General features: G+C 76.0%; 11 protein-coding genes and 1 pseudogene. 8 read left to right on the forward strand and 4 right to left on the reverse strand.

What is annotated here, in order from left to right:
- Nucleotides 1-66: 66 nt before the first annotated feature.
- Both GCU69_RS02640 and GCU69_RS02645 read left to right on the forward strand, forming a co-directional pair.
- Nucleotides 67-1,242 (forward strand): glycosyltransferase family 4 protein, encoded by a 1,176-nt coding sequence (locus GCU69_RS02640; protein WP_156205016.1) that lies wholly within the window; start codon nucleotides 67-69, stop codon nucleotides 1,240-1,242.
- A complete protein-coding gene (locus tag GCU69_RS02645) occupies nucleotides 1,239-2,438 on the forward strand; it encodes a glycosyltransferase (protein ID WP_156205017.1) in 1,200 nt (399 codons plus the stop codon). Before GCU69_RS02640 ends, GCU69_RS02645 begins: the two co-directional genes overlap by 4 nt.
- Nucleotides 2,439-2,453: 15 nt before the next feature.
- On the opposite strand, the gene GCU69_RS02650 is transcribed toward GCU69_RS02645, so the two are convergent.
- Genes GCU69_RS02650 through GCU69_RS02665 form a run of 4 tightly spaced genes read right to left on the reverse strand, consistent with a single transcriptional unit; the run spans nucleotide 2,454 to nucleotide 5,491 of the window.
- A complete protein-coding gene (locus GCU69_RS02650) occupies nucleotides 2,454-3,323 on the reverse strand; it encodes a 5-oxoprolinase subunit C family protein (RefSeq protein ID WP_098750699.1) in 870 nt (289 codons plus the stop codon).
- On the reverse strand, nucleotides 3,316-3,969 hold the full coding sequence (locus tag GCU69_RS02655; protein ID WP_156205020.1) for a 5-oxoprolinase subunit B family protein: 654 nt from the start codon (nucleotides 3,967-3,969) through the stop codon (nucleotides 3,316-3,318). Before GCU69_RS02655 ends, GCU69_RS02650 begins: the two co-directional genes overlap by 8 nt.
- A gap of 20 nt (nucleotides 3,970-3,989) precedes the next feature.
- Complete coding sequence (locus GCU69_RS02660; RefSeq protein ID WP_098750698.1) at nucleotides 3,990-4,778, reverse strand: LamB/YcsF family protein; 789 nt, start codon at nucleotides 4,776-4,778, stop codon at nucleotides 3,990-3,992.
- Nucleotides 4,775-5,491, reverse strand: a complete 717-nt coding sequence (locus GCU69_RS02665) for a GntR family transcriptional regulator (RefSeq protein ID WP_156205018.1) — start codon at nucleotides 5,489-5,491, stop codon at nucleotides 4,775-4,777. Before GCU69_RS02665 ends, GCU69_RS02660 begins: the two co-directional genes overlap by 4 nt.
- 113 nt (nucleotides 5,492-5,604) lie before the next feature.
- Here GCU69_RS02665 and GCU69_RS02670 point away from each other — a divergent pair, with 113 nt between their 5' ends.
- The 6 genes and pseudogenes from GCU69_RS02670 to GCU69_RS02695 all read left to right on the forward strand — a co-directional run.
- Nucleotides 5,605-6,327, forward strand: a complete 723-nt coding sequence (locus tag GCU69_RS02670; RefSeq protein WP_098750696.1) for a DUF969 domain-containing protein — start codon at nucleotides 5,605-5,607, stop codon at nucleotides 6,325-6,327.
- Nucleotides 6,324-7,292: a DUF979 domain-containing protein gene (locus GCU69_RS02675; RefSeq protein WP_156205019.1), complete on the forward strand. Its 969-nt coding sequence runs from the start codon at nucleotides 6,324-6,326 to the stop codon at nucleotides 7,290-7,292. Before GCU69_RS02670 ends, GCU69_RS02675 begins: the two co-directional genes overlap by 4 nt.
- A 325-nt stretch (nucleotides 7,293-7,617) precedes the next feature.
- Nucleotides 7,618-8,262 (forward strand): pyroglutamyl-peptidase I, encoded by a 645-nt coding sequence (gene pcp, locus GCU69_RS02680; protein ID WP_098750694.1) that lies wholly within the window; start codon nucleotides 7,618-7,620, stop codon nucleotides 8,260-8,262.
- Nucleotides 8,263-8,519: 257 nt separating this feature from the next.
- Nucleotides 8,520-10,088, forward strand: coding sequence for a hypothetical protein (locus tag GCU69_RS02685; RefSeq protein WP_235978168.1), 1,569 nt, complete (start codon nucleotides 8,520-8,522; stop codon nucleotides 10,086-10,088).
- Nucleotides 10,089-10,293: 205 nt separating this feature from the next.
- Nucleotides 10,294-11,211: a hypothetical protein gene (locus GCU69_RS02690; RefSeq protein ID WP_098750692.1), complete on the forward strand. Its 918-nt coding sequence runs from the start codon at nucleotides 10,294-10,296 to the stop codon at nucleotides 11,209-11,211.
- Nucleotides 11,212-11,433: 222 nt separating this feature from the next.
- A pseudogene (locus GCU69_RS02695) lies at nucleotides 11,434-13,046 on the forward strand (hypothetical protein); the annotation flags it as partial.

The raw sequence follows: 13,046 nt of genomic DNA on the forward strand, positions 1-13,046 counted from the left end.
GGGACGTTCCCCGGGCGGCCAGTTCCCCGTGGCCCCGCGACCGCCGGGGGTGGCGACAACACCCCTATGCGTGTCGTCATCGTCACCGAGTCCTTTCCCCCCGACGTCAACGGCGTGGCCCACTGCGCCGTGCAGACCGCCCGGCACCTGGCCCTGCGGGGCCACGAGCCGCTGGTGATCGCCCCCGCCCACGCCGCGGCGGTGCCCGGCGGCGCCGGTGCCGGATTCCCCGGCGCCCCGGGCCCCGGCCGCCCGGCGGAGAGCGGCCCGCGGGAGTACCCCGTCGTCCGTGTCCCCTCACTGCCGCTGCCCCGCTACCCGCAGGTCCGGGTGGCCCTCCCCAGCCGGCGTCTCGCCGCCGCGCTCGCCGCCCACCGGGCCGATCTCGTCCATCTCGCGAGCCCGTTCGTCCTCGGCGCCCGGGGCATGGCGGCCGCCGCCAGGCTGGGCGTGCCCGCCGTCGCCGTCTACCAGACGGACCTCGGCGGCTACGCCCGTACGTATCTGGGCGCCGGGGAGGGCGCCGCGTGGCGGCGGATACGCGCGGTGCACTCCGCGGCCGACCGCACCCTGGCGCCGTCGACCGCCGCCGTCCGGGACCTGGGCGCCCACGGCATCCCCCGGGTCCGGCTCTGGCGGCGCGGAGTGGACACCGGCCGCTTCCACCCCGCGCACCGCGACGACGCCCTCCGCCGTGAACTGGCCCCCGGCGGGGAACTGCTCGTCGGCTATGTCGGGCGGCTGGCGCCGGAGAAGCACGTGGACCTGCTCGCCGGGGCGGGCGCGCTGCCCGGGGTGCGCACGGTGGTGGTCGGCGACGGACCCAGCGAACCGCACCTGCGGACCGTGCTGCCCGGCGCGCACTTCACGGGCCGCCGCACCGGCGCCGGTCTGGCGCGGATCTTCGCGTCCCTGGACGTCTTCGTGCACACCGGCCCGTACGAGACGTTCTGCCAGACCGTCCAGGAGGCCATGGCCTCCGGGGTGCCGGTGATCGCTCCGGCCGCGGGCGGGCCGCTGGACCTCGTCGACCACGGCCGGACCGGGCTGCTCGTGCCGCCGCTCGACCCGGCGGCCGTCCGGGACGCCGTGCTGTCCCTCGCCCACGAACCGGCGGCCCGGGCCCGGTTCGGGAGAGCCGGCCGCGCGGCCGTGGCGGCCCGTACCTGGGAAGCCGTGGGAGACCAGCTCCTCGCGCACTACGCGGACGTGCTCGCGGAACGCACGGCGGCCGCCGCGTGAGCGGGCGCGAGGGGCTGCGCATCGTACGGCTCGCCAACTTCGTCGCGCCCAGGTCGGGAGGTCTGCACACCGCGCTCCGCGAACTCGGCGCGGGATACCGGGCCGCAGGGCACGAGCCGGTCCTGGTCGTTCCCGGCGGGCGGTGGAGCGACGAGGACACCGCTCAGGGGCGGGTGATCACCGTGCCCGGCCCCCTGCTGCCCGGCACCGGCGGCTACCGGGTGCTGACCGGCCGGCACCGGACGGCCCGGCTGCTGGACGAGCTGCGGCCGGACCGGCTGGAGGTGTCCGACCGCACCACCCTGCGCTGGACCGGGGAATGGGCGCGCCGGGCCCGCGTACCGGCGGTGATGGTCTCCCACGAGACCGTGGACGGGGTGCTGCGGACCTGGGGCCTGCCGGACGGGGCCGCGCGGGAGGCCGCCGACCGGCTCAACCGGCGCACCGCCCACGCCTACCGCCGGGTGGTCTGCACGACCGCGTGGGCGGAACGGGAGTTCACCCGCATCGGCGCCCGCAACGTGGTGCGCGCGCCCCTGGGGGTCGACCTGGACCGCTGCCGGCCCGGGTGCCGCGACGCCCGGCTGCGGGCCCGGTACGCCCGCGCCGGGGAGACCCTGCTCGTGCTCTGCTCGCGGCTGTCGGTGGAGAAGCGCCCGGGTGCGGCGCTGGACGCGCTGCGCGCGCTGCGGGACGGCGGCACCCCGGCCGTCCTGGTCGTGGCCGGTGACGGACCGCTGCGGGGCCGGCTCGCCGCCCGGGCGCGCGAGGAGCGGCTGCCGGTGACCTTCCTCGGCCATGTGACGGACCGCGGCGGACTGGCCGCGCTGCGCGCGTCCGCGGACGTGTGCCTGGCGCCGGGGCCCGCGGAGACGTTCGGCCTCGCCGCGCTGGAGGCACTCGCCTGCGGCACCCCCGTCGCGGTCAGCGCGCACTCGGCGCTGCCGGAGATCGTCGGCAGCGCCGGTTGCGCCGCCGACGGCAGCGGCCGGTCGTACGCCGGAGCGGTGCGCGCCCTGCTCGCCCGCCCGGAGGGCCGGCGCCGCGCGGCGGCCCGGGCCCGCGCGGAACGCTACGGCTGGCCGGCCGCCGTACGGGCCTTCCTGGCCGTCCACGAGGGGTCCGCCGCGCCCGCCGCGTCCGCCGGGGCGCCGTCCCGGGGCCGGGTGCCGGGAGGGGCCGGTGCCGCCCGGTGACCGGGCGCGCGTCCCTCAGGCGCGAGCGGGCACGAAGCGCAGCGGGGTGCCCGGCACCGCCTGGGCTGCCGCCCACAGGTGCCGTTCGGGCACCACGCCGATCACCGGATAGCCGCCGGTGACCGGATGGTCGGCGAGGAACACCACGGGCCGGCCGTCCGGCGGCACCTGGACCGCGCCCAGCACCATGCCCTCGCTCGGCAGTTCGCCCTCGCGCACCCGGCGCAGGGCGGGCCCCTCCGTGCGCAGCCCGATCCGGTTGCTCGCCGGGGAGACCGTGTAGCCGGCGCGGCCCAGCTCCCGCGGCGCGTCGGGGGCGAACCAGTCCTGCCGTGGCCCGGGGACCAGCGGCAGCACGAGTTCGGCGGGCGGCCCGGGCAGGGCGGCGGTGTCCACCGCGCCCACCGGGCCGACGGCGGCACCGAGCGGAAGCACGTCGCCCTCCGCCAGGGGGGCGGGCCCGAGCCCCGAGAGCAGATCGGCCGACCTGCTGCCCAGCACGGGTTCGACCGCGACACCGCCGGCGAGGGCGACGTAGCAGCGCAGGCCCCTCACCGCACGGCCGACGTCCAGCACGGCACCGGGGCGCAGCCGCACCGGGGCGCCCCAGGGGGCGGGCCGGCCGTCGACCAGGACCGGGCACGGCGCGCCGGTCACGGCGGCGGTGACGGCGGACCGGGCGCGGAGCGCGGTGCCGTCGGCCGTGGTCTCGAGGGCCGCCGCTCCGCCGGGGTTGCCGACGAGACGGTTGGCGAGCCGGAGGGCGGGGGCGTCGAGGGCGCCGGAGCGCGGCACACCGAGATGGGCGTGGCCGTGCCGGCCCAGGTCCTGAACGGTCGTCAGGGCGCCGGGGCGTACGACCTCGGCGCCCGGTGTATCAGTCATCGGCGTGCCCCTCCGCCGGTCCGGCCCGCCCGGTGTCCCCGGCCGCCGGGTCCTCGGCGGCGAAGCGCACCCGGGTGCCCGGCGCCAGCAGGGCGGCCGGTTCCCGGGCCGGGTCCCACAGCACCGTGTCGGTGCGGCCGACGAGCTGCCAGCCGCCGGGCGACGAGCGCGGGTAGACGCCGGCGTACTCCCCGGCGAGCGCGAGCGATCCGGCCGGGACCGCGGTACGGGGGGTGGCGCGGCGCGGCAGCCGGTAGCGCTCCGGAAGGCCGGTCAGATAACCGAAGCCGGGCGCGAATCCGCAGAAGGCGACACGGAAGCGCACCGCGCCGACGATCTCCGGGACCTCCTCGGGCCGCACCTTCCACAGCCGCGCCACGTCACCGAGGTCCGGGCCGTCGTAGCGGACCGGGATCCGCAGCTCACGGCCCGGCACGGAGTCCAGCGGCGGGACGTCCCAGCGGACGATGTCGGACGCGAGGGCCCGCGGGTCGTCCAGCCCGTCGAGCAGCACGGTGCGCGCGGCCGGCACGATCTCCCGTACCGGCGGCAGCTCACCGCACTCGCGCCGGCGCAGCAGCTCCGCGTGCAGGGCACCGGCCTCCTCGCCGCCGCCGACCTCGACGAGCAGCGCGTGCGGTCCCATGAGCAGCGGCGTCAGCGGCCTCACGCGAACGGCTCCAGTACGACCCCTGCGTCGATCAGCGCCTCCCGGACCCGGCGGGCCAGCGCCGCGGCGCCCGGCGTGTCCCCGTGCAGGCACAGCGACCGGGCGGAAACCGGGATCCGTTCCCCGGTGACCGCGCTGACCGAGCGTTCGACGGCCATCTCCAGCGAGCGGGCCACGACCCGGTCCGGGTCCTCGATGACGGCGCCGGCCTCGCGCCGCGGGACGAGGGTGCCCCCGGCCGTGTAGGCGCGGTCGGCGAACGCCTCCGTGACCACGGGCATCCCGGCCCGGACGGCGGCTTCGTGGAGCCGTGAGCCGGGCAGCCCGAGCACCGGCAGCGGCCGGCCCGCCGCGAGCAGGGCGCCCTCGACCACGGCGGACGCCTGCTCCGGGTCGTGCACGGTGCGGTTGTAGAGCGCGCCGTGCGGCTTGACGTACGACACCCGGGTGCCGGCGGCGCGCGCGAAGACGTCGAGCGCCCCGATCTGGTAGGCGATCTCGTCGGTCAGCTCCCGGCCGTCGACGTCCATGGCGCGGCGGCCGAAGCCCGCCAGGTCGCGGTAGGAGACCTGGGCGCCGATCCGGACGCCGCGCTCGGCGGCGATCGAGCACACCCTGCGCATGCCGGAGGGGTCCCCGGCGTGGAAGCCGCAGGCGACGTTCGCGCTGGTGACGATGGACAGCAGCGCGTCGTCGTCGGTGAGCGTCCAGCGGCCGAATCCCTCACCGAGATCGGCGTTGAGGTCGAGGACGGGGGCCGGTCGTCCCGTCGCCGGTGCGGTCATGCGTCGGCCCTCCTCATGGAGTCGAGCAGCAGCTGCTGGGCGTCGGTGAAGTATCCGTCCAGCTCGGCCTCCGCGTGGTGCAGTGCGCCGCGGTCGAGGAGTTCCACCAGGCGGCGGTTGCGGACCAGGAACGGTTCGTGGAGCCGCTGCGGGGAGGGCATCGCGAGGAACGCGAGCCGGAGTTCGGCGAGCACCCGGTTCAGATACTCGTCGATCCGCGGGCTTCCGGCCAGGCCGCCGAGAGCGCGGTGGAAGCGCAGGTCCGCGGTGCCGACGGCGGCCCAGTCACCCGCCCGGGCCGCGGCCTCGCCGCCGGAGACCGCCCCGGCGAGGGCGCCGAGCCGGTCCGGCGGGGCGTGCGGGGCGGCGCGCAGCCCGGCGCCCTCCAGGGCACGGCGGACGGTGAAGATGTCGGTGACGTCGTCCGGGCCGAGGACACGGACGTAGACGCCCCGGTTCACCTGGTGCACGACGAGCCGCCCGTGGACCAGCAGCCGGAAGGCTTCGCGCAGGGTGTTGCGGGACACCCCGAGCGCGGCCCCGAGCGCCTCCTCGGAGAGCCGGGTGCCCGGCGGTAGGGCGCCCTCCGCTATCCGGTCCCGCAGTACGTCGGCCACGCGCTGGGCCGTGCTGCCACGGCCGACACGGGCTCGGTCCGCGACGAGCCGGGCGAAGGGATCACCGGGCGCGGTGTGCGGGCTGCTGCCGTCCATGAGGCCCCCCGGGGCGAGACAGGATGTGGTCTTGTGGGATTGTTGAACAATACCTTAGCCTCCTCGAGTCGTTCTCCACCGTCCGGGCGAGGACGGACTACGGAAGGCACCGAATGATCGTTCTCATCGGCGTGCTCGTGGTGATCGTAGGCTTCGCCACGAAGCGCAACCCCCTGCTGGTGGTGGGCGTCGCCGGCATCGCCACCGGGCTGCTCGGCGGCCTCTCGCCGCGCGAGGTCCTGGCCGCCTTCGGAGAGGGCTTCGCCTCCAGCCGGGCCGTCACGATCTTCGCGATCACGCTCCCCGTGATCGGCCTTCTCGAACGCCACGGCCTCCAGGAGCAGGCCCGTAACGTCATCCACCGCTTCGCCGGCCTCACCACCGGCCGGTTCCTGACCCTGTATCTGGGGCTGCGCCAGCTCACCGCCGCGCTCGGGCTGAACAGCCTCGGCGGACCGGCCCAGACGGTACGCCCGCTGGTGGCACCGATGGCCGAGGGCGCGTTCGAGAAGCGGCACGGACCGCTCTCCGGACGGGCGCGCGAAAAGGTCCGGTCCTTCTCCTCCAGCGCCGACACGGTGGGGCTGTTCTTCGGCGAGGACTGCTTCCTCGCCGTCGGATCGATCCTGCTGATCACCGGCTTCGTCAACACGACCTACGACCAGCACCTGGAACCGCTCCAGCTCGCGCTGTGGGCCATCCCCATGGCGGTGTGCGCGTTCCTCGTCCACGGCGCGCGGCTGCTGCGCCTGGACCGGACGCTGGCCCGCGAGGCCGGCACCGGCCCGGGCGGCTCCGCACAGGTCCTCACCGGAGCCGAGGAGGCCACCAAGTGATCAAGGCTGAATGGTTCTACTGGCTGGTCGGCGCCGTCTTCCTGGTGATGGCCGCCCAGATGCTGCGCGACGGCAGCAACCCCCGGCGGTACGGCACCGCCGCGTTCTGGGGGCTCCTCGGCGCCGGGTTCGTCTACAGCAGCTGGGTCGTGAGCGGCGCCGCGCCCGCCGAACCGCTCGGGGCGGCCGTGCTGGTCATGGTCTGCCTGGCGGCGTTCGGGTTCACCGGCCGCGGCCGGGTGCGGACCACCACCGGCGCGGAGCGCGCCGCCTCCGCCGCCCGGCTCGGCAACAAGCTGTTCCTGCCCGCGCTGACCATCCCGGTCGTCGCCATGGTGTGCGCGGTGCTCGTCAAGAAGGTGCACCTCGGCGGCGGGCCGCTGCTCGAAGAGGGCAGCGAGACGATCCTCGGCCTCGGCATCGGCTCCGTCGTCGCGCTGGTGATCGGCATGGCCGTGCTCGGCGAGCGGCGGATATCCGTACCGCTGCACGCGGGCCGGTCGATGCTCGAAGCCATGGGCTGGGCCCTGTTGCTGCCCCAGCTCCTGGCGACGCTGGGCTCGATCTTCCAGGCGTCCGGGGTGGGGGAGCAGGTCGGCCGGATCACCTCCGCCGTACTGCCGGACGGGATGATCCACGTCGCCGTGGTCGTCTACTGCGTCGGCATGGCGCTCTTCACGATCGTCATGGGCAACGCCTTCGCCGCCTTCCCGGTGATGACGGCCGCGATCGGCTGGCCCGTCCTCATCGAGGCGGGCGGCGGCAATCCGGCCGCGGTCCTGGCGATGGGCATGCTGGCCGGCTTCTGCGGCACCCTGTGCACCCCCATGGCCGCGAACTTCAACATCGTGCCCGCCGCGCTGCTCGAACTGAAGGACCAGTACGGGCCCATCAAGGCCCAGCTGCCCACGGCCGGAGTCCTGCTCGTCTGCGACATCGTGCTCATCTCCCTCTTCGCCTTCTGAGTCCGGAGCGGGAGCCCGCCGGTACGGGCATCCCGGGACGAAGCGGGCCGGACCGCCACGGCCGTGAGCCACGCGCGGACGGGAGCCACGCGCGGACGGGAAGCGGGCGCGGTGTTCGGGAAGCACGCGCGGCCGGGAAGGGCAGGAACCGACGGCTGGGAACTCACGGGCAGGAACTCCACGGCCGGCACCGCGGCGGCCCACGACGCAGCGGCCACCACACAGCGGCCACCACACAGCGGCCACCACACAGCGGCCACCACACAGCGGCCCACCCCACAGCGGAAAGGCGGCCGGCACACCCGGCCGCGCGGAAAGGAAGCCCATGACCCGGGTGCTCGTCACCGGATTCGAACCCTTCGACGCCGAGGCGGTGAACCCCTCCTGGCAGGCCGTGGAACTCCTCGCGGCCCACCCGCCGACCGGGCTGACGGTGACGACGGCCAGGCTGAGCTGTGTCTTCGGCGCCGCCGTCGACGAGCTGCGCACCGCGGTCGCCCGCGAGGAGCCCGCGCTGGTCCTCTGCACCGGCCAGGCGGGCGGGCGCCCCGACCTGACCGTCGAACGTGTCGCCGTCAACGTCAACGACGCGCGCATCCCGGACAACGCGGGGAGGCAGCCGATCGACGAACCAGTCGTCCCCGGCGGCCCGGACGCCTACTTCGCACGGCTGCCCGTCAAGGCCTGCGTCGCCGCGGCCCGGGAGGCGGGAGTGCCCGCGAGCGTCTCACAGACCGCGGGAACCTTCGTCTGCAACAACGTCTTCTACGGGCTCATGCACCTCATCGCGACCGAACGGCCCGCGCTGCGCGGCGGCTTCGTCCATGTGCCGTACACGCCCGAGCAGGTCACCGGCAGGAGCCTGCCCGCCCTCCCGGCAGGCACGGTCGCCGACGGGCTCCGGGCCGTCCTGACGGCCGCCGTCACGCACACCACGGACATCGTGGCGTCCGGTGGCGCCACCCACTGAGACCGCCGGCCCGTGGCGCCACCCGCTGAGGCCGCCGGGAGCCGCGCGCCCGACGGCGTCCGGGGACGGCCCGCGGGCGCCGCCCGGAGACGGCCGGCCCGGCACCGCCCGGAGACGGCCCGTGCCGGAGACCGCTCGTGCCGGAGACCGCCCGGGCCCCGGGCGCCGGTTGCTCTCCGCGCGGAAGCTCTGCCGCGCCGGTGGCTTTCCGTGCCGGGGCCCTCCCGCGCCGGTGGCTTTCCGTGCCGTTTGGGCCGATGTCGGTACCAGCACCTAATCTGTGCGTCGTGACTTCGCGACACCCGGATCCCGCCCCGCCGCAGCTCAGCGGCGCACAGCCCGGCGCGGTGGCCCGGCCCGCACCGGGGCCGGCCGCCGACGAGGGGCTGGCCCGGCGGCTGCGCGCGCTGGCCTGCACGGCGCCGCTGCACGACCTCGACGTGCGCAAGGCCAACCTCGCGGGCGAGTACACGGTCTACGCCATGGCCGAGGTCGCGCTCGCCGCGATCGACCTGGTCACGCTCAACATGGACTTCGACACGGGCGCGGACCACGAGCAGATCGTGAACCGGCTGCTGCCGCGCGTCGCCGCCCAGGCCCCCGCGCGCCCCGCCGCGGAGCACGAGCGCGTCGCCCGCTGGGTCCTGGAGAATCTGATCAACGTCGGCAGCGTCGACCGGGGATTCCGCGCGGTCTACGGCACATTCGGCCCCGACGGGGCGTATGTCCGCCGGGACTACGACTTCAAGCTCGTCGAGGAGGTCCCCGGCCCCGGCGGGGGCGTCTACCTCCGCACCACCGACGAGGCCGTCAACGTGCTCGTCGGTGCCCTCGACACGGACGTCACCAGCGCGCAGATCGCCGCCGAGGTCAAGCTGGAGGTGCTGATCAGCCGCGGCCGGCTGGCCGACGCCCAGCTCGCCGCCGAACAGGCCCGCTATCGCACGGTGCAGTATTCCGAGTCGCTGCGCCGCACCCTGGAGGCCACCCGGCGCAATGTGCGCGCCGTGGACTGGCTGCGCACCGTCCCCGACATGATCGCCGAAGCCCTGGACCACGTCGCGGACCGCTACCGCCACGAGAACGCCATCCTCACCAACATCCGGCGGGCCCGCGACGAGGCCGAGGACGCCGAGCACAAGCGGCGCGCCGCCGAACTCGTCGACATCGTCAAGGACTGCATCCGCCGGCACACCCAGCTCCAGTCCCGCCTGCTGGAGGCCGGGCCGCTCTTCCGCGCCGAGCAGGACCGGCAGGCGTTCGCCGCCCCCTCCGCCCGCTCCGGGCTCGACCTGTACGGCCAGCTCCTCGCCCCGTTGCTGCCCCTGCCCGTCGAGCGGGCCCTGCCCGTCACGGACGCCTTCTTCGCCCGCGGCACGGGCTTGCGCACCCCGGCCGCCGTCCGCCTCGGCGACCTCACCGACCTGCTGCTCACCCCGCCCGCCGAACGGGAACACCTCGGGGCCGAGATGCCCGAGCCGGACCTCGTCGCCACCCCCGACGACAGCCGGTTCAGCGAGGAGCAGCTGGCGCGGGCCATGGAGCTGCTCGACCTTCCGCCCGACGCCCCCCGCCGGCTCTCCGGCCTGCTGGCCGAAGCCCGCCGCCACGACCCCGAACTGCCCTATCTGGTCGCCCTCCTCGCGGTTCACGCCGCCAGCCCGCCCGTCGGCACGGCCTACCGGCAGGGCGAGCAGCGCCTGCTGTTCGCCGTCGACGACGGCACCCCGCTCGACGACCCGGAGTACGGCGGCGCCGACCTGGTCGTCGGTACCGCGCTGCTCGACGCGGCGGGTATGGCGGCCGACCGGACGGAGGCGGCGTGAGGGACCGGAGCGGCAGCGAAGGCCGCGGCGGTACGACGGATCGCGGCGGCATCACGGGCGGCGGCATCACGGGACGTACCGGCATGACGGAACGAACCGCCGTGAGGGATGGCGGCGGCCCGACGGGACGAACCGCTGTGCCCGGCACCGCGGCGGCCCGCCGGCCGGGCCCAGGCAGCAGTACCAGGACAAGGAGCACCACACCGTGAGCGAGTACCGACCGGACGACGGCGCGTGGAGTGCCGCCGCGGCCGCCGACGACCGGCCCGCGGACTCCGCCGACGGGCCCGCGCGGTCCACCGGCGGCGGAGTCACCCCCGCCGACGCGGCCGACGCCGCCCGGCTGGTGTCCTACGGCCTCCAGCCGAAGCTGCTCCCCGCCCGCGACGCCGACTACGCCGAACTGCTCCGCAGACACCGCGACGACCCGGCCTTCGCGCGGATCGCCGACGCCGTCGCGACCGGGCTCGGCCTCGTCGTCCTGGAGGTCTCCCCGCGCGCCGGGATGGCCCTGGCGGCCGCCGAGGACTCGGTGTTCGCCGTACGCATGGGGGACTACGCCCGGCGTGCCAACACCGACGCCACCGACCGCTTTCTGCACGGTCTCGCGCATCTCGCCGTCGCCGCCCTGGCCTTCCCCCGGCCGGAGGACCTCGCCGACGACGGCTACATCGGCCGGATCACCGTCAACGGCGTGGACGCCTTCGTCCGGCAGGCGTGCCGCAGGCTGGAGGAGCGGGCCGAGGCGCGCGGGGAGAACACCGACCCCGCCTCCGGCGCCCCCGGCCTGGAGGCCGCCTGGCGCGTCTGGTCCCGGCGCAGCGCCACCGGGGCGACCAAGGACGCGCGCCGGCTGGCCGGTTCCACCACCGGCATCGTCGGCAAGGCCGTCGCCTTCCTCACCGACTCCGGCTTCCTCCAGCGCACCGGGGACGACGCCGGAGGCGCGTACCGCACCACCCCCCGCTACCAGCTCCAGGTACGGGACATGGCGGGCAGCGCGGCGATGGCCGAACTGCTGGAGCTGGGCGTGGTGCCCGTCGCCGACGGCACCCCGACCCTGGTGCCGCCGGACGAGGGGGAGGACCTGGTCGCCGGCGCCGGGCTGCCGTTCCACTCCTGACCGCCGGGCAGGGGCCGGCCGGCGGCCCGTGACCGGCTCCGGCCGCCGGTCCCCGCCCCGGCGGCCGCCGTCCATCACCCGCCACCGCCCACCGGCAGCCCCGACAGCCGACCACCGCGACCGACCACCGAAACCGATACCACCGCAACCGCCCCCCCGCTCACCCAGATCACCGCACCCGATCACCGCACCCGATCACCGACCACACGAGAGTCCGCCGCCATGTACGAGCTGTCCCGGGTCCGCCTCTACTCCATCGGGCCCGCCGGTGCGCGCTACGCCGACACCGTGCTCGATCTGCGCGGTGTCGGCGAGCCCGTGACGGCCCCCGCCCCCGCCCAGGCCGACTTCTTCGAGGACGAGCCGGCCGGACCGCCGCGCCGCCCCGCACCCGCCGGTGTGCTGTTCCTGGAGAACGGCGGCGGAAAGTCCGTACTGCTGAAGCTGATCTTCTCGGTGATGCTGCCGGGCCACCGCAACACCCTCGGCGGCGCCAGCTCCGGTGTGCTGCGCAAGTTCCTGCTCGCCGACGACTGCGGCCATGTCGCCCTGGAATGGCAGCACACCCTGACCGGCGAGACCGTGGTGGTGGGCAAGGTCAGCGAGTGGCGCGGCCGTCAGGTGTCCGGTGACCCGCGCAAGTTCGCCGAGGCCTGGTACTCCTTCCGCCCCGGCCCCGGCATGAGCCTCGACTCGCTGCCGGTGGCCGAGGCCGGTGCCCTGCGGGCCCCCGTGGAGGGCACCTCCGGCGCCCGCGGCAGGCGCCGCACCATGAAGGGCTTCCGGGACGCCGTCACCGAGGCGGGAAAGGCGTATCCGAACCTCGACGTCGTCTGGGAGGAGATCCACGAGCGCTGGAACGAACACCTCGGCGGCCTCGGCCTCGACCCGGAACTCTTCCGCTACCAGCGCGAGATGAACGCGGACGAAGGAGAGGCCGCCGGTCTCTTCGCCGTCAAGAACGACTCCGACTTCACCGACCTGCTGCTGCGCGCCGTCACCGACACCCGCGACACCGACGGCCTCGCCGACCTCGTGCACGGCTTCGCCCACAAGCTCGGGCGGCGCGCGGAGCTGATGGCCGAACGGGACTTCACCGCCGGTTCGGTGGACCTCCTCGGCCGGATCGTCGAAGCCGCCGCGGACCGCGAACGGGCCCGGGACGTGCACGCGGGAGCCGAACGCCGCACCCGTACGCTCGCACGCCGGCTGTCCGCCCGGGCGGCCCGGGAGCGTTCCCGGGCCGCCGAGCTGGCCGGACAGGTCACCGCCGCCGCGCACACGGTCACCGACGCCGAGGCGGAGCGTGACCGCTGCTCCCGCGTCGCCGCCGAACTCGCCTACCGGCACGCCTCGCTCTCCCTCGCCGCCGCCGAGAAGGCCGCGGCCGCCCAGCGCCGTGAACTCGGTGACGCCCGGACCCTCCTCGCCGCCTGGCAGGCCGCCGAGGCGGTCCTGAGACACCGTGCCGCCGCCGACCGGTCGGCGCGGGTCGCCGCCGCGATCCGCGAGGCCGAGCGGGACGCCGCTCCCGCGCTCGCCGCCCGCGCCCGGGCCGCCACCGAACTCGTCGGAGCCCTGGACGCCGCGGCCGAGGACGCCGAACGGGCCGCGGCCGGGGAGGAGGAACGCTCCGCGGCGCTCCAGGCCGCCGGGGAGAGCGCCCACCGCGACGCCACCGCCGCCGCGACCGGCGCCCAGCGCGCGCGGTCCGAGGCGGAACACCTGCGGCAGCGGCTCGCCGAGGTCGAGCAGGAGACCACCGAGGCAGTACGGGCCGGCTGGCTCGACGACACGGCCCCCGACGCCGATCCGGCGCGCGCCGCGCTCGCCGC

It is taken from the genome of Streptomyces lycii (assembly GCF_009735685.1).
Lineage (GTDB): Bacteria > Actinomycetota > Actinomycetes > Streptomycetales > Streptomycetaceae > Streptomyces > Streptomyces lycii.